This window comes from Pseudoalteromonas sp. MB47 (genome assembly GCF_011319765.1).
GTDB lineage: Bacteria > Pseudomonadota > Gammaproteobacteria > Enterobacterales > Alteromonadaceae > Pseudoalteromonas > Pseudoalteromonas simplex.
Window position 1 is genome coordinate 245,760 of record NZ_VFBD01000029.1, and the last position, 17,825, is coordinate 263,584.

The window sequence follows — 17,825 nt, forward strand, 5'->3', positions numbered from 1 at the left end:
GCTATTTGCTCTGACCGTAATACGCGTTTTTACCGTGCTTACGTAGATAATGTTTATCCATCACTGCTTTTTTAAGTTCGGCTGCGTGTGGATCTAAAGTGCGTGTTAAATACGCCATGCGTGCAATCTCTTCGAGTAGCGCGGCATGGTATACAGACTGAGCGGCATCTTTACCCCACGTGAAAGGCGCATGACCCGCAACAATCACCATAGGTGCAGCTTTCGGATCGCGGTCTTGATACGCATCAGTAATTTGAATACCGGTTTCTAATTCATAATCGCCATTCACTTGCTCATCGGTTAGCTCACGAGTACAGGTGATGTCACCGTGTACATAGTCAGCGTGAGTTGTGCCAAGGCAAGGAATGCTTTGTTTTGCTTGCGCCCATGCAGTTGCATAGGTCGAATGCGTGTGTGTTACACCGCCAATTGCATCGAAGTGGCGATATAAATGAACATGCGTTTTAGTGTCAGAAGACGGACGCATAGACCCTTCAACAATGTTGTTTTCAAGGTCGACGATCACCATGTCGTCGGCTTTCATTTGGTCGTACGATACACCACTTGGTTTAATCGCAATTACGCCTTTGTCGCGGTCGATTTGCGATACGTTACCAAAGGTATAAATCACTAAGCCACGACGCTTAAGCTCCATGTTCGCTTCATAGACTTCACGTTTTAGTTCAGTAAAACTCATGCTTTGTCTCCGTTTACATAGCTTGCAAGTGCTTGGTAGTTAGCATAAAGCTCGTCATACACAGCAACGCGCTCTGGGTTTGGTAAGTACTGATGACATACTGACGACGCCATTACTTTTTGAGCATCTGCTACTGTTGCGTGCTCACCCGCAGCAACCGCAGCCATAATTGCCGCACCCAATGCGCAGCTTTGCTCACTTTCTAAAACGTCGATTGGACAGTTCCAAACATCAGCACAAGTTTGCATTACGTAGTCTGATTTTTTAGAAATACCGCCGATAACGACCACTGACTCGATTGGCACGCCTTCGCTACGGAAACGCTCAGTGATAGCACGTGCGCCAAAGGCTGTTGCTTCAACAAGCGCTTTGAAGAACTTAGGTGCATCAGTGCCCATTTTTAAGCCTGTTAGTGCCATGGCAACGCTTTGGTCAGCATCTGGCGTACGACGACCATTTACCCAATCAAGCGCAGTTACATCGTTGCTTGTTACAGGCAGTGCTGCCGCCGCTTTTGATATATCAACTAAGATTGAATCTTCTAGCTTGTTAACTAACGCTTGTTCAGCGTCAGATAGATTTGTAAGTTGGCGAGTTGGCCAAAGTACTAGGTTTTTGAACCATGCGTATAAATCACCAAACGCAGATTGACCGGCTTCTAAGCCAACCATTCCAGGGATCACTGAGCCATCAACTTGACCACAAATACCTTTAACGCAAGTATCACCTAGTTGTTCTTTAGACGTTACTGTGATGTCACACGTTGAAGTACCCATTACTTTGGTTAGAACACCAGGGCGAACATTGGCTGCTACTGCGCCCATGTGACAGTCAAATGCACCGTAACCAACAACAATACCTTGTGGTAAACCAAGCTTCTCGGCCCACTCAGCAGTTAAGTTGCCAGCAACTTGGTCGCTTGGCTCTGTGGTTGCATTTAACGTATCAACAACACCATCTAATAGTGGATCGATATTGCTGAAGAAGCTGTTTGGTGGGAAGCCGCCCCACTGCTCGTTCCACATTTGTTTGTGGCCCGTTGCACAACGCCCTAGCTTTAATACTTCAGGGTGCGTTGTGCCGCACATTAGCGCGGTCATCCAATCGCAGTGCTCAACCCATGAATAAGTGGCTGCTTTTACACTGCTATCAACGCGGAAAATATGTAATGCTTTGGCCCAGTACCACTCAGAAGAGTAGATACCGCCCATGTGTGAAAGGTAGTTCACATCGTTGTTAGTGGCAGCTGCAGTAATTTCATTTGCTTCTTTAATAGACGTATGGTCTTTCCACAAAATGAACATTGCATTTGGGTTTTCTGCAAATTCTTCAGTTAATGCCAGTGGTGTACCTTGGCTATTAATTGCCACAGGCGTTGAGCCAGTTGTATCAAAGCTCATACCCACTACTTTGTCTGCAGTACCCGCTGGAACTTGTGACCATAGACCATTAACTACTTCTACAAGGCTATCAATATAGTCTTGTGGATGCTGACGAAACTGATCCTTACTTGGGTCACAATATAAGCCTTGTGCCCAGCGCGGGTAGTTTACTAAATGGCTGGCAAGTTCTTCACCAGTCGCAACATCAACGAGTAATGCTCTTACCGAGTCTGACCCGTAGTCTAATCCCAACGTATAACGAGACATAATTACCTTTCACTAATTGCTTACTAACATTGTTAGTCATTATCTTTATTTGTATGATAATATCAACAATACCAGATTGTAAAGGTATTATAAAAATATTATTAACAGGATTATTTGCTGCTGGCGGGCGATTTATTGCGCAGTATCTCTGGAAGATTAGATTGTTTTTTCAGCACAAATAATAAGTTAAAGCCACTACATTAACTTTTGTATGATAAGAATGGGATAACTATGTCTAGTCAATTAGAACAACTTAAAGCAGTAACAACCGTTGTTGCTGACACGGGTGATTTTGAAGCAATCAACGAATATAAACCGCAAGATGCAACAACAAACCCATCACTAATCTTAAACGCGATTCAAATTGAGAAATATCGCCCACTTGCTGCAGAAGCCGTATCATGGGCAAAAGCACAAAGCAGTGACGCAGCTGAAGTTGTAACAAAAGCAGCTGATAAGCTAGCGGTATTAATTGGCTCTAAATTAATGGAGCAAGTGCCAGGTTTAGTTTCAACAGAAGTTGATGCGCGTTTATCATTTGATACTCAAGCAACGGTTGATAAAGCACTTGAGCTTGTTGCTTTATATAAAGAGCAAGGTATCGACACATCGCGCGTGTTAATCAAAATTGCTTCAACATGGGAAGGTATTCAAGCAGCTAAGGTACTTGAAGCACAAGGTATCCGTTGCAACCTAACACTGGTATTTGCATTTGCTCAAGCACGTGCTTGTGCCGAGGTAGGTGCTTACCTAATTTCACCATTCGTTGGTCGTATTCTTGACTGGTACAAAGCACAAGATGCAAGCGCTGATTTCGACGGTGCTAACGATCCGGGCGTTAAGTCAGTAACGTATATCTACAACTACTTCAAAAAGCACGGCTACGACACGATTGTAATGGGCGCAAGCTTCCGTAACATCGGTGAAATCCAAGAATTAGCAGGTTGTGACCGCTTAACTATCAGCCCTAAGTTACTTGCTGAACTAGCCGCAACTGAGGCACCGTTAACTCAAAAGCTATTACCAGCAACAGAAAAAGCAGAAGCGCCAGCTGCTATGACTGAGCAAGCTTTCCGCTGGGAAATGAATGAAGATGCTATGGCAACTGAAAAGCTAAGCCAAGGTATTCGTCAGTTCGCAATTGACCAAGAGAAACTAGAGTCAATCTTAAGCGAATTAGTTTAAACCGATTGTTTAAGCAGCAAAAAGCCCGCAAACCAAAGTTTGCGGGCTTTTTTATTGTCTGCCTTTTAGTAAAAGCAGGCTTATCGTGTTGCGATTACGATAATTTTTTACCAGTCATTTTATTCAGCAAGTAATGCGTTTGCTTTTGCAACTAGATTTGCCACTGTGAAACCAAAGTGCTCAAGCAATACTGCGCCAGGCGCTGATTCACCAAATGTCTCCATGCCTAGTACATCACCATCTTGGCCAACATACTTGAACCAGAAGTCACGGTGTGCAGCTTCAACAGCAATCTTAGGTGTACCCGCTGGTAACACGCTTTGACGGTATGCTTTATCTTGGCTATCAAACTGATTCGTTGATGGCATAGATACCACGCGAACTTGTTTGCCTTGTGCTTTTAGCTCAGCAGCAGCATTCACAGCTAACTCTACCTCAGAACCTGTTGCAATAAGGATAAGCTCTGCAGCTTGTTCGCTATCAACAAGTACATAACCCCCTTTTGCAATATCAGCAACTTGCTGTGCATCACGTGCCATTGCTTTGGTACCCTGACGGCTGAAGATCAGTGAACTTGGGCCTGTTTCTTTTAATAACGCTTGGCGCCAAGCTACCGCTGTTTCAGTTTCATCACACGGACGCCATGCAGTCATGTTTGGTGTCATGCGAAGATTAGCGATTTGCTCGATTGGTTGGTGAGTAGGACCATCTTCACCTTGACCGATAGAGTCATGGGTATACACAAAAATGCTCTGCGCTTTCATTAATGCAGCCATACGTACGGCATTACGTGCGTATTCCATAAACATTAAGAAGGTTGCGCCAAATGGGATAAAGCCACCATGTAATGCAATACCATTCATGATTGCGCTCATACCAAACTCACGTACGCCATAGAATACGTAGTTACCATCAGCTGCATCTTGTAAACCTTTTGCTTCTGGCCATAAGGTTAAGTTAGAACCGGCAAGGTCAGCAGAGCCACCCATTAATTCTGGAAGCTGGTTAGCAAAGAAAGTGATCGCATTTTGTGATGCTTTACGTGTCGCAATGTTTTGCATGTCGGCTTGGCATTTAGCAATGTACTCATCAGCTAATTCAGCGAAGTTAGCTGGTAATGCTTTTTCAAGAACACGACGTGTGTATTCTTTTGCTAGTTCAGGGTGTGCTTTGCTATAAGCTGCAAACTTTTGCTGCCATGCACCTTCAAGCTCTTGGCCTTTCGCTTGATTATTCCACTCGTTATAAACCTCTTGTGGAACTTCAAATGCTGGGTGTGGCCAATTTAGCTGCTCACGTACTGCAGCGATTTCGTCGTGACCCAGTGGTGCACCGTGACAGTCGTGGCTACCTGATTTATTTGGCGAGCCAAAACCAATCACTGTTTTACAACAGATTAGTGTTGGTTGCGTAGTGTTGCTTTGTGCCGCTTCGATTGCACCCGCAATTGCATTCATATCGTGACCATCAACATCACGAATAACTTGCCAGCCGTAAGCTTCAAAACGTGCAGGCGTATCGTCGGTGAACCAACCTTCTACTTCACCATCGATAGAGATGCCATTGTCATCCCAAAATGCGATTAGCTTGCCTAGACCTAACGTACCCGCCAGCGAACATGCTTCGTGCGAGATACCTTCCATTAGACAGCCATCACCCATAAAGCAGTAAGTGAAGTGATCAACAATATCAAATTGTGGCTTATTGAATTGTGCCGCTAAGGTTTTTTCAGCGATTGCCATACCAACTGCGTTAGCAATACCAGAACCTAATGGGCCTGTCGTTGTTTCAACACCCGGTGTGTAACCATATTCTGGGTGACCCGGTGTTTTAGAGTGAAGCTGACGGAATTGCTTAATATCTTCAATACTTACGTCGTAACCGCTAAGGTGTAACAATGCATATTGCAGCATTGAACCATGGCCATTCGATAACACAAAGCGGTCACGGTTAGACCAGTCTGGGTTTAATGGGTTATGACGGTGAAAGTTTTGCCACAATACAGCTGCAATATCAGCCATACCCATCGGCGCACCAGGGTGGCCAGAGTTAGCTTGTTGAACGGCATCGACAGCAAGTATGCGAATAGCATTTGCAGATTGAGAACTAGGCAGAGTCATCTTATTAGCTTCCTGTTAATATTATAATATAAATAATATCGCAAAAACTCACCCAAATAGCAACTTAATAAAGCGCTATGCCAGTAATGACGTGTATTTAGACCCATTTTGTACCGCTAAGCGCAGGTTTTAACACCATTTTATTGTTAATAACTTTTTCTAACTAAAGAAATGAAAACACCGCTCAAAATAACCAAGCAAAAGTAGTGAAATATGCTTTTTTATCAAGCAATTCCCTTAACTAATTTAGATTACAAGAGCCAGACCTTGCTACAATTTGGTACATTATTTCATTGTTCAAGCCATTAATAACAACTTAATGTTAACGAGATTTCTCATTTAGGTTGTTTATTTGTGACTGTTCTAGGTAGTTGCTCGCTTGGGCTACGAGTTTTATTTCTAATTAGTGCATTTTTCCTTTCACCAACGGCAAGTAGCACTGATTCTGCGTATTTAGCAGATGAAGGAGTAAGCCTTGGTGTAAGCTTAGGCTATGGTCAGCTCGCCAACCCGGTTTATAAAAAAGACGACATTCCTCTTTATGCCCTACCGCGTATTGAGGTATTCGCCGGTGACTTTTCATTTGCAAATACTCAGTTTGCTTGGACCCCCGTGTGGGGCAATAACTATCAAGTGTCGTTATTCACCCAACTTAATGAGGATGGCCTATATTTTACTAAGCATTCAGCTATATTAGCCGCGGTTAGAACAGCTAGCGGTCGCCCCTCAATGACGCCACCACCACCCGGTTCAGGTGTCGAAACACCAGTGGTGATAAAACGCCGCGGTGATATTACTAAAATATCAAAACGTAAACTGTCTGCCATGAGCGGTATTGAAGCAATCGTTGACTGGCAAAACTGGCGTTTTAGCGCGTATTGGTCAATGGAACTCACCAACTATCACAAAGGATTACAAGGCGCATTGTCTGCACAGCGCTTGTTTTTATTTGATAAACATCTGGTATTGCTCGGCGTAGAGTTACAGCATTTAAGTGCTGGTTTAGTGGATTACTACTATGGTAGTGCTTTGCAAGAAATGGGCGCTGGATTTAGCCCTTTTTTAGGTCACTCTAGTCAAAAATACAATCTAAAAGCCAGTTACCAATATCAGTTTAATCAACAATGGCAATTTATAAGCGATATAAAATACCAACGCTTATCATCAGGTATCGCCGATAGCCCCCTTATCAATGACAGCAACTTACTGTCTTTTTATGCTGGCTTTGCATGGAATTTCTAATGATGTTACTTAGCAAGCTTCTCTCATTTTTACTCATCTGTAGCCTCGTATATATCGACAGCACATTCGCAAAAGCAGGCTACATTGAAGTATCACCAGAAAACTGTGTGACGGTAGAGCAAGACTGTGTGATGGATGTCTCGATTAATTGGTACACCGAAGTCAGCAAAACAGTGTGCATTCGCGTTACTGATCAACAAATTAGACTATTCTGCCATAAACCAAGCCAAGGACAGAACTTTGCAATCACAGTGCAAAACAATCGCAACATTGTGTTAGAGCTACTCAGCGAACAGCTCGAACCCTTAGAAAGCACTGAAATTAGTTTATTCCACCAGCACGTAAAAAAACGTCGTCGTGATATCGCATGGAGTATTTTTTGATGAGCCAGCATACTATTTTATACATTGAAGATGATTTAAAACTTGCCCAGCTAGTTTCTAATTATTTAAGTAATCATGGTTATATCATTGAACATTTTGACAGTGGTTGCCATGCTTGTTACCAAGCAAGTAGTAAGAAATACGATTTAATTTTGCTAGATATCGGATTAGGTTCAGAAGATGGTTTTGAGGTATTTAAAGAGCTAAAACAAGTCCAAGATACACCCATTATTTTTATGACTGCAAGGCAGAGCCAAGTCGATCATATCACGGGCCTTGAACTAGGCGCCGATGATTACCTAACCAAACCCGTTTCCCCGTCAATTTTATTAGCGCGAATTAACAATACCATTCGCCGCAGCCTAGCTGTAAAGCCAACAAGTACCACTCACAACGCCCATAACATTCGCTTTGGTTCTTTAAGCATTAATACCATTCAGCGCGAGGCTTACTTGTATAGCCAACCACTTGAACTAACCAGTGCAGAGTTCGAAATACTGATCCAACTAGCTCAATCAGCGGGTCAGTTGGTCAGTCGAGACCAATTATTTGATGGCACCATTGGCCGTAAATACGATGGTCAAAGCCGCACTATCGATGGCCGCATTAGCCGCTTACGCAAAAAGCTCGGTGACGAAGCGGTGCCAGCACAAAAAATTGTAACCGTTTGGGGCAAAGGATATATTTTTTCTCCACAAGCATGGGGCTAATGCAGTTTGCTACGCCTATTTTGCTATTTGTATTTAACGCTAGCAGTTTGTCTAGGGAGTGCCGCTTGGTTACTAGAAACCTATTTTCCAAACCCACCGAGCTACAGTACAGAACAGCAATTAGCAGAAAGCATCTTAAGCCTTACGCCCAATAATCCTGCTATTAAACACACACCTCTTGCAAACTTTTACCTTGGTGAACAACTACAGGCATCACTTTTAGCAGGTCAGGTAATTAGTGTTAACGATGCCAATAGCAACCTTTACTTTCATAAGTTAGCTGATGACAGGCACACCTTATTAAGCATTGGCCCCTACAGCCAGCCTGCTGATCAGGGTTATCAGTCTTTAGTGAGCCTACTGTTTTACTCTAGCCTTGCCTTAGCTGTGGTGATTTTTACAGGTCCACTGCTGTTTGACTTAAATAAGCTACGCAAAGCCAGTAGTAAAATATCTAACGCCGACTTTACAGCACAAGTGCACTTCACACGTTTTAGCCTGCTAAAGAGCATTGGCGATACCTTTGATAACATGGCATTAGCACTTCATAACCGGAATCAAAGCCAACGCGAATTGATCAATGCTGTTTCCCATGACTTTTTAACGCCTATATCACGGGCTAAATTCGCCCTCGAAGCAGTCGTTGATAACAACGCTTACCGACACAGTGTGTTGCAAGACATTATTGAACTTGAGCTTTTAGTCGAAGAGTTTTTAACCTATGCCGAGCTTGAACAATGTGAACCCGCCTTGCTAGTTAAAGACTACTGCCCAGACGAACTATTACAGCCCTGCATTACTAAGTTCCAAAGCTATTGTCCTTTGGCTATTCGTCTTGACTGCGAATTAACAGCAATTTGCGTTGATAAACAAAGCTTTCAACGCTTATTGCAAAACTTACTCGGGAATGCGGTTCGCTTTGCTAAAACGCAAATTCTTATCAAGCTTTCACAATGCAAAAACGGCACTTTGTTAGTGATTGAAGATGATGGTCCGGGGATCCCAGAACACAAGCGCGTCAGCCTTATGCAGCCATTTTCAAAAACCGCTTCGGTGCACCAAACAGGCTACCAAGGTGTTGGCCTAGGCTTATCAATCGTTAAGCAACTGTGCCTATGGAATAACGCAAAATTTAGCTTAGATAACGCACAAACCTTAAGCGGAGCAAGAGCAAGTATCCTATTTAGGCCCGCCTCTCCTTTATAGAAATGTATCAATCTGTATCAAAGTGAACCATTTATTCACGTTTTATTGATGAAAACACATACATATTTAACCATTCAGCAAGGTTTTTAAGCGAAAAACCCAATGTTTATAGCTTTTCGCCAAAACCGCTCGTTTGTTGGTCAAAAAAGATTTGTTATACCATAACATTTAGTTTGTGTTTCAATTCATATAACTACAAGCCAACTTGCTATTCCGCTAGGAATTGCCCCAAAAAAATAAAATCCATGGGAAGTTAGATCACATGTTCAATATGAAAAAAGTATCAGTGATGGTCGCATCTGCACTTTACTTAGGTGTAGGTACGTCTGCTGCTGCGCTAAATGACCAAGTATGGCCAGAACAGCCGGCAGGCTATGCGCCAAAGCAAACCGTTAGCAATGAATTTGTGTGGGAAGACAAGGTTAACAACACAGTTAAAAAACAAAGCCGCGTTTTCACACCAGAGAAAGATGTTAGTGGTATTCAAACTTATATCGTGCAACTAGACGACGCACCAATTTCGACTTACCAAGGTGGTGTTAAAGGGCTTGCGAGCACTAAAGATGTGGTAATGCAAACGCAACAAGCAACAACGCGCTCAACGCTTAATATGGCGCAGCCTGCTATTGCAACTTACGCTAACCACCTAGCAAGTAAGCGCCAATCAGTTGTTAATACAGCAATGAGCCAACAAGGCTTACAACTAAATGTTGAGCGCACATTTAATGTGACATTAAACGGTTTCACCACCAAAATGACACAAGATGAAGCGAAGCGCCTAGCTAAAGTGGCTGGCGTGAAGAAAATCACTCGCTCAAAAATCTACAGCCTAAATACCTTTAATACCATTGAGCAAACAGGTGCTTCTGCACTTTGGAGCGCAAGTGCTAGCAATCCTAGCAGCAACAAAGGTGAAGGCACGGTTGTAGGTATCATAGATACAGGTATCAATACCGATCACCCATCATTCGCAGCAGTAGGCGGCGATGGCTACACTCACACCAACCCACTAGGCGACAAGTACCTGGGTGACTGTGCAACCGCTGAATTTGCTGATCTGTGTAACGACAAGCTAATTGGTGTTTATTCTTATCCCGAGATCACCGCAGCTTATGTGGATTCGGTATTTGAAGAGACTCGCCCAGAAAATGGTGAAGACTATCATAGCCATGGCTCACACGTTGCTGGTACAGCAGCGGGTAATATCCTATACGATATTCCTTACAAACTGACTGAGTATGAAAGCCAATCATCAGGTTTAGAAACCAATGTAACTTTCCCGCAAGTATCAGGTATGGCACCCCATGCCAATATCATTTCATATCAAGTATGTTGGCCGGGTAATTCTGGCGACCCTTATGCAGGTTGTCCAACAAGCGCTATTTTAGCCGCCGTTGAACAAGCTGCCATTGATAATGTTGATGTACTTAATGCTTCATTAGGCGGTCTTGAAGAAGATCCATGGAGCGATCCAATTGAGCAAGCGTTCATGAATGCAGCCGAAAGTGGTGTATTTGTCGCTGTAGCGGCAGGTAACAGCGGCCCTGAGTATTCAACAGCCGATCACTCTTCTCCTTGGGTTACCACTGTTGCAGCATATAGTCCTGCAAGCAAAGTTAACTTTGGCAATAAACAACTTAAAAACTTAAATGGTGGTGATAATTCAGCGCCTGGTCCTTTTGAAGGTGCTGGTGTCAACTTTAACGAGTTAACAGGTTTAATTGTTGCTGCGACTGATTTTGAAAATCCGAATGAAAGTTCTAGCTATGCACTTGCTAACTGTGACAAACCATTCCCTGAAGGTACATTTGATTTAGTTGATGATCCTGCAACCGCTATTGACGAAAGCGCACAAGATGTCATTGTGGTATGTAAGCGCAGCTCTTATCCGTTATATTCTAAATCATTAAATGTACAAGCGGGCGGTGCTGAAGGCCTCATCGTGTATAACCAAAGTGCCTTTTATGATCGCTATACTATTCCTTCTATTTCCTACCCAATCCCTACAATACATATAAAAAATGTTGATGGTACAAGCTTACTAGAATGGTTGAGCGTAGGCGACAGCCACGTAGGCACCATTGAAGCAACCGAGGGCACCGTAGACGCTGTGGATAAAGACCGCATTGCTTATTTCTCTGGTCGTGGTCCATCATACTTTGGCTTTGATACTTTACTCGTTGATGTAGCAGCCCCTGGGGTCGATATTTACGCACCATCATCAGACGATCAACCGTTTACAAATAATCCTGCAACTTCAGATTGGCAATCTATGTCTGGTACATCAATGGCGAGCCCACACGTTGCAGGCGCGGCAGCATTGTTAAAACAATCTCATCCTGACTGGTCGCCAATGCAAATTCAATCTGCATTGATGTTAACTGCAAATAATCAGCTAGGAGTTGCTCAATACTTAAACAACTATGCAGACGATGGCTTTGATGCGGCACTTGCTGAAATGGGTGCGGGTAAAATGCAAGTTGAGCGAGCAGATAAAACAGGCTTATTGCTTGATGAAAGCATTGCTAACATGGCTGCTGCAAACCCAAGTCTTGGTGGCCGCGAAAAAGCATTAAACACGGCTTACATGGTTGATAATGACTGCGGCTTTAAATGTACATTTATCAGAACCTTTACAGCAACTGAAGACGCAAGCTGGACTCTACATACCGAAAATTGGATTGGTAACAGCAAAATAACGGTGGAGCCAAGCAGCTTTGATATCAGGGCTGGCGAAACACAAAGTATCATTGTTACTGTGGAAGCAAGCCAACAAGCAACGCCGCAAGAGTTAATTGATTACACGGGCAATCAAGGTCAAGTCGTCATGACTTCTAATAACCATGAGTCACCGATTCTAGAGATGCCAGTGTGGACATTTGCCGGTGACACCGGTTTACCTGAATTTATTCAAATTGACGCACACCGACGCTCTGCAACAATGAAAGTAGGACCTTTCAATACGGGTGAAATAAGCAACTTAACAACACAGTCATACGGCTTAGTAAAAGGTCAGGTTGAAACAGTACACCTATTCAACGACACCACACCAGGCGACCCATTTGATAGTGTTGATGTCGACGGTGAAGCTGTAAACAACAACCACATTCAGTGGACCACTGTACCAGAAGACGCAAAAATGCTGAGCGCCAGTGTTATGAATGAACAATCTCGCGTATTGGTATTTATGGGTAAAGATAGTAATGGTGATGGCATTGCGTCTTTTGAAGAAACGCTATGTATGTCAACCAGCTATACACTTACAAACTTCTGTAACATTGTAGACCCTGAAGCAGGTGAATATTTTACTCTGTATATGAACTTGCAAAACTACGATTACAATGAAGTAGATGAAGGAATAGAAGTTTCATTTGCAACCGCAATTACAACCTCTGACAATGGCTCACTTACTGTGACAGGGCCAAGTAGCGTAGCAGGTTACGATAGCTTTGAGCTTGACCTTGCATACAATTTACCTGACATGGAAGTAGGAGATATCTACTTCGGTGGCTTTGATATCGGTAGTAATCCAGAAGATATTGGCAATCTTGGTTTTGTACCTGTGATTATCGAACAAGTTGATAAGGACGTTACTTTTACGGCGAGCAAAGAAAAAACATTTGTCGGTGATTTAGTCGACTTTGAAATTAGTGTCATTGCCAATAATGAGGATGAAGCACGTCAATTTGCGCTCAATACAGAATTCCCTAATGGGATCAATATTATACCTGATAGCCTTGTTGCAACACACTCAACGCCTGTTGAACCAGTGTTAGATAACAATATGCTTTCGTTAGTAGGCATACAAGAAACCACAAAAGATGTAGGCCGAAATTATAATATTACTACCAATATCACCGATGAAATGTGCTCATTAACCGCGGCTCATTCGCCTGATCCTCACTATTTAGAGCTAAGAGAACTTGGCTGGCGAACACTTGAGGGAGTTGAAGGTCAATATTACAATGAGTTTGAGTACTCGTTTAAAGAACTCATGAACACAGATCTAGATGTGTCATTTCCATTTTTTAATAAATATCACTTTGATGCTATAAAGCTCAACCCCGCAGGCTTAGTCACATTTGGTTCGCAAGGTCGCACATCACCATTTCATGTTGACCTACCAGAAGGTTACACTCAGCCGCCTCCGCCGCCATACCTTATCGCTCCTTTCTGGGTTGGTGACAACATGATCCCAGAGCGTGTGGACGGTGGTTATGGTAACTATGATGCCAATGCAGGTATTACCCCTACTTACACAGTTTCACGTGAGTGGTTAGTACTTGAATGGGATAACATTCAACGCAGCAACACCGAAGGTCAACTTATTGATGTAGAGATGTTTATGCGAATGGGGATTGATTATGAACCAGGTGAGTATGAGCTACTATTTGCGTATGACAATATTAATCTAGCCGATGCTCAGGGCTCTATTGGCCTAAAAGCCGCTGATGGCAGAGCCTTCATAAGTGGTGACATACCCATCGATTTAAATATCGGTAACAAGCTAGGCTTTAATAATATGGATGAAGTCTTACACGACGACCTAGTTGTGTGTCTTGACTACACAGGCCCTGAAATCTCTAAGTTTGACGTAAAATTCCAAGCTTATATTGGTGAACAAGCAGCAAACCAAACTCACCAACTAACCTTAGTGAACGGCTTAGAAGGTGCAGATGATGAAACCATCACCCTTGATCTTGAAGTTATCGGTAACCTAGAAATGGCAGCCTTAACTGATATGTCGGTGGCAGAGAACGAAACGATTAGTTTTGACGTGCTTTATGCTGACGAAAACCAAGTGAGCAACCAAATCGAAGTGTTAGGCGAAAACTTCACGTATGAAGTATCTGGTCACACATCAGGTAGCATTGTGACTATCACGCCAGCGGCGCACTTCCATGGTGATATTGATGTAACAGTAAAGGTTAGCGACAACGTTAACCCAACTGATGCAGCAATGAGCTCATTTGTATTATCAGTGATGTCTGATGGTGAAGAGCTTGGCTGTACTGACAGCTCAGCAACTAACTATGATGAAAACGCCAATACTGACAATGGTAGCTGTACTTTCCCTGAGGCAGTAATCCCAGAGACAGAAATTGAAAAAGACAAGAAATCATCAAGCGGTTCATTCGGCTGGTTACTACTAGCAGTTGCACCACTGATGGCACTTCGTCGTAAAAGATCTCAGATTAACTAAGGACAAGTTAATTAGGATAGTTAAGTAATGCCGATATGTTTAACATATCGGCATTTTTCGTTATAAATACTTTAACCAAGGCTTGTTAGCCTTACGCTTGTATTCACTAAACTTCTTGGTTGGCCAATAAAGCCCTATTGCCAACAACAAAGTAATAAACCAAATACCTGATATATCACTGACTCCTAAATATTGTCCTTGATTTGCCCCCCAGATCAGCATGCCTATTTGATACATAAATAGCAGTACATAGAGGTGGAAAATATAAAAGAACATAGGCACAGAGCCATATACACGTAGCGCATTAGTAAAGTGGTTGAGTGGTCTTTCAAATAACCACAAGCCTACAAACATGCCTGCTAACGTGATCAACAAAAAGCTCAGTGACGGTGGGTACTTAGTCACATTAAACACCGACATCACGGTTTCGGTTGTGGTGCTAAACGTTTGCCATGGCAAAGTTTCACCATAGATATTAAACCCACGCAGCAGCGCAAATAACCCCACACATAACAGCGCTAACAGCAGCAATGCTCGTTTACGTGAATCCGCCGATTGAGTATGCGCATATAAAGGACCTGCACAGTAACCCAACAAAATTACGCCAATCCAAGGCAGCACTGGGTAGCTAATTTTGACGTCGATTAAACCACCTCGTGATAGATAGCCTCGATCATGCAAAATCGTCCATAGCGAGTAACCAAACTCATCGGGCGTAAAGCTGATTGGCGTCAGTAAGTTATGGCCAAATACAATAACTAAACCAAGCACCAGTAATAGGTTGCGTGGCAGCTTAATCAATGCTGCTAACACCAGCATACAAAGACCAATCGCCCACATCACTTGTAGCCAAATGGTGTGGTAGTAACCCATCCACGAAAAACAAATTAGGGTCACTTCAAGGGCGATTAAAAAAAGCCCTCGCTTGATTAAAAAGCTGCGTGCTGAACGCGCTACGCCACTTGCGGGATGACTATAAAGCCACGCCGACAAACCAGTTAAGAAGATAAAGGTTGGCGCACAAAAGTGTGCAGCAAAGCGGCTCCAAAAAAGCCCCGGCGAAGTGGTATCAACCACCATGGGATCGGCCACCTGCATGTGCAAGAAAAACCGCTCTCGCACATGATCAAGTAACATCAGCAGAATAACGACACCACGCATGATGTCGATACTATGAATACGGCTTTTAACTTGCTCAGAAGTCATAACTTACGCCAAGTTTAAATTGCGTCGGCGCACCCGGGTAGGCCCACAATGTATTGTAAGAACTGGCAATATACTGCTCATCAAACACGTTATCGACATTCAGTGATACTGTCGTACGTTCTGTCGCTCGCCATTTAGCAAATAAACCAACCGTTTGGTAACTCGGTAATCGGAAGGTGAGATCAGCTGGGTCGCCTAAACGGTCAGACACATATTGATAATGACCACCAATCTTTATTTCTTGTGCGAATACACTCAGATCATGGTTTAAGCCAATCGAAAGGTTATTCTTTGGTACGTTCACAAGTGGACTGCCCTTAGGAATTGGCACTAACCAATCAACATTTAGGCTGTCTGTTGCAGTCTCAGCATCCACATAGGCATAAGATAGGGTGTACTCGGTATTGTCACCCAATGAACCTGTTAAATCTAACTCAAAACCTGTGCTATTTGCTTTACCTACAGGTGTTGAATAACCCACATTTACTGGATCTGCCACCAGCATGTTGCTCTTGCTCGCATCAAAATAAGCAAGCGTACCGCTGATATTGGCGTAGCTAAATTTAATACCCACTTCAAACGAGTCACTTTCTTCAAAACCGAATGGATTACCTTCGGCATCGGTACCGCTCAGTGGTAAAAAGCCTTCTGAATAGCTTGAGTAAAGGTTAACGTCGTCATTAAATGCGTAAACCACACCAAAACGTGGACTAATGCGGTTTTCTTTGCTGTTTGATGCAACACCAGACTTAGTTTCAAAAATATCTTGTTCAATTTCATCAAAACGCAGGCCTAACATCACTTTTAAGTTATCGGTTAGATCGAGCTGATCTTGCAGATAAATACCGTACGCATTTTGCTGTTCGTTATTTTCGTACTGCATGCCCACTTCTGGGCCTTCAGTAGTGCTGTACTCTGGCTCATAAATATCAATGGTGTAAGTGCCATTACCACCACGGTAGCGATAAAGCCCAGTGCGCAGCTCATAGTCGTAACCATCAACACCAATCAGTACATGGTTAGTAATACCGGCAACATCAAAGTGACCGCTTAATTCAAAGCGCAACGATAAATCATCAGATTCATAGTCACGGTATCTGTGTTGGCGAGTTAAAGTTTTGCCATCATCAAATAATGACTGACGCGATGGTGAAAGCTCAGCATCTGACGAATAACCCGTTAACGTTGCAGTACGGTAACTAGCACCTAATAACACGCTCCAATCTTGGTTTAGATCGTTGCTGTAATTTAATTGATGGCCGCGTGAGTGCACTTTGGTTGGTGCATCATTTGGGTTACCTAAAAAGCGTGACTCAGGCACGGTATCAAAATCACCATTTAACACCACAATACCGCGGTCATACATTTGCTGTTGGTCAACATACTCAAACTCATAAGTCAGCGATGAGTTATCGTTGATTTGATAATAAAGCGAAGGCGTAATCACGAATTTGTCGTGGTGTACATAGTCTCTGAAGCTGTCGCTATCTTGCCATGCACCATTAATACGAAACGCTAAATCATCGCTTAGACCGTTAGTGAAATCACCTTGAATACGCTTGTGATCATCGCTACCGAACTCAGCTTGAAGTTGCCCTTGCTGATAAAACTGGGGCTTTTTAGTAATAATGTTTACGGTACCACCCGGCTCTGAACGGCCATAGAGTGCTGAGCCCGGCCCTTTTAATACTTCGATATATTCAATGTTTGACACATCACGCGGGCCTGCAAAGCCGCGTCCACCACTAAAGCCGTTAACTAAATACCCAGACGGCATATTTTCGTTACCCGACAAACCACGAATTGAATAGCTATCCCACAGCGCGCCACCATTATTCTTGCGAGTAATGCTGGCAGAAAAATCCAGTGCATCACGAAACTTAGTAATACCGTTATCAGTCATCATGTCTTTACTTAATGTGGTGATCGACTGCGGTAAATCTTTTGTTGGAATATCACCACGAAACGCCTGTTTGTGTTCAATGGTGATTGTTTCGATATCGCTGTTATCAGCTGCATGGGTATTCGCTGCAAACGTCGCAGCTAAAGCTAAACTTAGTGTTGAGTACTTCATAAGGTCTGATTGTAGAAATTAAGCAAAATGATTTGTTATAAAATAACATAAATAAAAAATAGGTTATAGTATAACAATGCATTTTATTGCTAATTTTTAACCCGTCATTTTGACTACTGCTTAACACACGACTTCGACAAAAGAGTGAAG

At 43.0% G+C, this 17,825-nt stretch carries 11 protein-coding genes; 6 read left to right on the forward strand and 5 right to left on the reverse strand.

The window, feature by feature from the left end:
• Position 1: 1 nt before the first annotated feature.
• Both IMPJCBKJ_RS17420 and IMPJCBKJ_RS17425 read right to left on the reverse strand, forming a co-directional pair.
• On the reverse strand, positions 2-697 hold the full coding sequence (locus IMPJCBKJ_RS17420) for an L-ribulose-5-phosphate 4-epimerase (protein WP_166341265.1): 696 nt from the start codon (positions 695-697) through the stop codon (positions 2-4).
• Positions 694-2,346 (reverse strand): ribulokinase, encoded by a 1,653-nt coding sequence (locus IMPJCBKJ_RS17425; RefSeq protein ID WP_166341267.1) that lies wholly within the window; start codon positions 2,344-2,346, stop codon positions 694-696. The genes IMPJCBKJ_RS17420 and IMPJCBKJ_RS17425 overlap by 4 nt, the downstream gene beginning before the upstream one ends.
• A 231-nt stretch (positions 2,347-2,577) precedes the next feature.
• Here IMPJCBKJ_RS17425 and tal point away from each other — a divergent pair, with 231 nt between their 5' ends.
• A complete protein-coding gene (gene tal / locus IMPJCBKJ_RS17430) occupies positions 2,578-3,531 on the forward strand; it encodes a transaldolase (RefSeq protein WP_166341269.1) in 954 nt (317 codons plus the stop codon).
• Positions 3,532-3,650: 119 nt separating this feature from the next.
• Here the strand turns inward: tal and tkt are convergent, their stop codons facing one another.
• On the reverse strand, positions 3,651-5,651 hold the full coding sequence (gene tkt, locus IMPJCBKJ_RS17435; protein ID WP_166341271.1) for a transketolase: 2,001 nt from the start codon (positions 5,649-5,651) through the stop codon (positions 3,651-3,653).
• Between the two features lie 354 nt (positions 5,652-6,005).
• Here tkt and IMPJCBKJ_RS17440 point away from each other — a divergent pair, with 354 nt between their 5' ends.
• From IMPJCBKJ_RS17440 to IMPJCBKJ_RS20855, 5 genes are all read left to right on the forward strand, one after another.
• Entirely contained in the window at positions 6,006-6,893 is an 888-nt protein-coding gene (locus IMPJCBKJ_RS17440) for a MipA/OmpV family protein (protein ID WP_166341273.1), read from the forward strand.
• Positions 6,893-7,276 (forward strand): DUF3019 domain-containing protein, encoded by a 384-nt coding sequence (locus IMPJCBKJ_RS17445; RefSeq protein ID WP_054552264.1) that lies wholly within the window; start codon positions 6,893-6,895, stop codon positions 7,274-7,276. Before IMPJCBKJ_RS17440 ends, IMPJCBKJ_RS17445 begins: the two co-directional genes overlap by 1 nt.
• Entirely contained in the window at positions 7,276-7,986 is a 711-nt protein-coding gene (locus IMPJCBKJ_RS17450) for a response regulator transcription factor (RefSeq protein ID WP_166341275.1), read from the forward strand. Before IMPJCBKJ_RS17445 ends, IMPJCBKJ_RS17450 begins: the two co-directional genes overlap by 1 nt.
• A gap of 6 nt (positions 7,987-7,992) precedes the next feature.
• Positions 7,993-9,192, forward strand: a complete 1,200-nt coding sequence (locus tag IMPJCBKJ_RS17455; protein WP_166341277.1) for an ATP-binding protein — start codon at positions 7,993-7,995, stop codon at positions 9,190-9,192.
• Positions 9,193-9,454: 262 nt separating this feature from the next.
• Positions 9,455-14,395 (forward strand): S8 family serine peptidase, encoded by a 4,941-nt coding sequence (locus tag IMPJCBKJ_RS20855; RefSeq protein WP_166341279.1) that lies wholly within the window; start codon positions 9,455-9,457, stop codon positions 14,393-14,395.
• A gap of 60 nt (positions 14,396-14,455) precedes the next feature.
• Here IMPJCBKJ_RS20855 and IMPJCBKJ_RS17465 read toward each other — a convergent pair whose 3' ends face one another.
• The gene (locus IMPJCBKJ_RS17465; protein WP_166341282.1) at positions 14,456-15,601 is read right to left on the reverse strand and encodes a heparan-alpha-glucosaminide N-acetyltransferase domain-containing protein; all 1,146 of its coding nucleotides are present in this window, start codon (positions 15,599-15,601) and stop codon (positions 14,456-14,458) included.
• Positions 15,591-17,675, reverse strand: coding sequence for a TonB-dependent siderophore receptor (locus tag IMPJCBKJ_RS17470; RefSeq protein WP_166341284.1), 2,085 nt, complete (start codon positions 17,673-17,675; stop codon positions 15,591-15,593). Before IMPJCBKJ_RS17470 ends, IMPJCBKJ_RS17465 begins: the two co-directional genes overlap by 11 nt.
• Positions 17,676-17,825: the final 150 nt, after the last annotated feature.

Excerpts from the sequence above, each read along its gene's own strand:
- IMPJCBKJ_RS17465 (WP_166341282.1), bottom strand. The coding sequence starts at position 15,601 with ATGACTTCTGAGCAAGTTAAAAGCCGTATTCATAGTATCGACATCATG.
- IMPJCBKJ_RS17425 (WP_166341267.1), bottom strand. The coding sequence starts at position 2,346 with ATGTCTCGTTATACGTTGGGATTAGACTACGGGTCAGACTCGGTAAGA.
- IMPJCBKJ_RS17470 (WP_166341284.1), bottom strand. The coding sequence starts at position 17,675 with ATGAAGTACTCAACACTAAGTTTAGCTTTAGCTGCGACGTTTGCAGCG.
- IMPJCBKJ_RS17450 (WP_166341275.1), top strand. The coding sequence starts at position 7,276 with ATGAGCCAGCATACTATTTTATACATTGAAGATGATTTAAAACTTGCC.
- IMPJCBKJ_RS17445 (WP_054552264.1), top strand. The coding sequence starts at position 6,893 with ATGATGTTACTTAGCAAGCTTCTCTCATTTTTACTCATCTGTAGCCTC.
- tal (WP_166341269.1), top strand. The coding sequence starts at position 2,578 with ATGTCTAGTCAATTAGAACAACTTAAAGCAGTAACAACCGTTGTTGCT.
- tkt (WP_166341271.1), bottom strand. The coding sequence starts at position 5,651 with ATGACTCTGCCTAGTTCTCAATCTGCAAATGCTATTCGCATACTTGCT.
- IMPJCBKJ_RS17420 (WP_166341265.1), bottom strand. The coding sequence starts at position 697 with ATGAGTTTTACTGAACTAAAACGTGAAGTCTATGAAGCGAACATGGAG.
- IMPJCBKJ_RS20855 (WP_166341279.1), top strand. The coding sequence starts at position 9,455 with ATGTTCAATATGAAAAAAGTATCAGTGATGGTCGCATCTGCACTTTAC.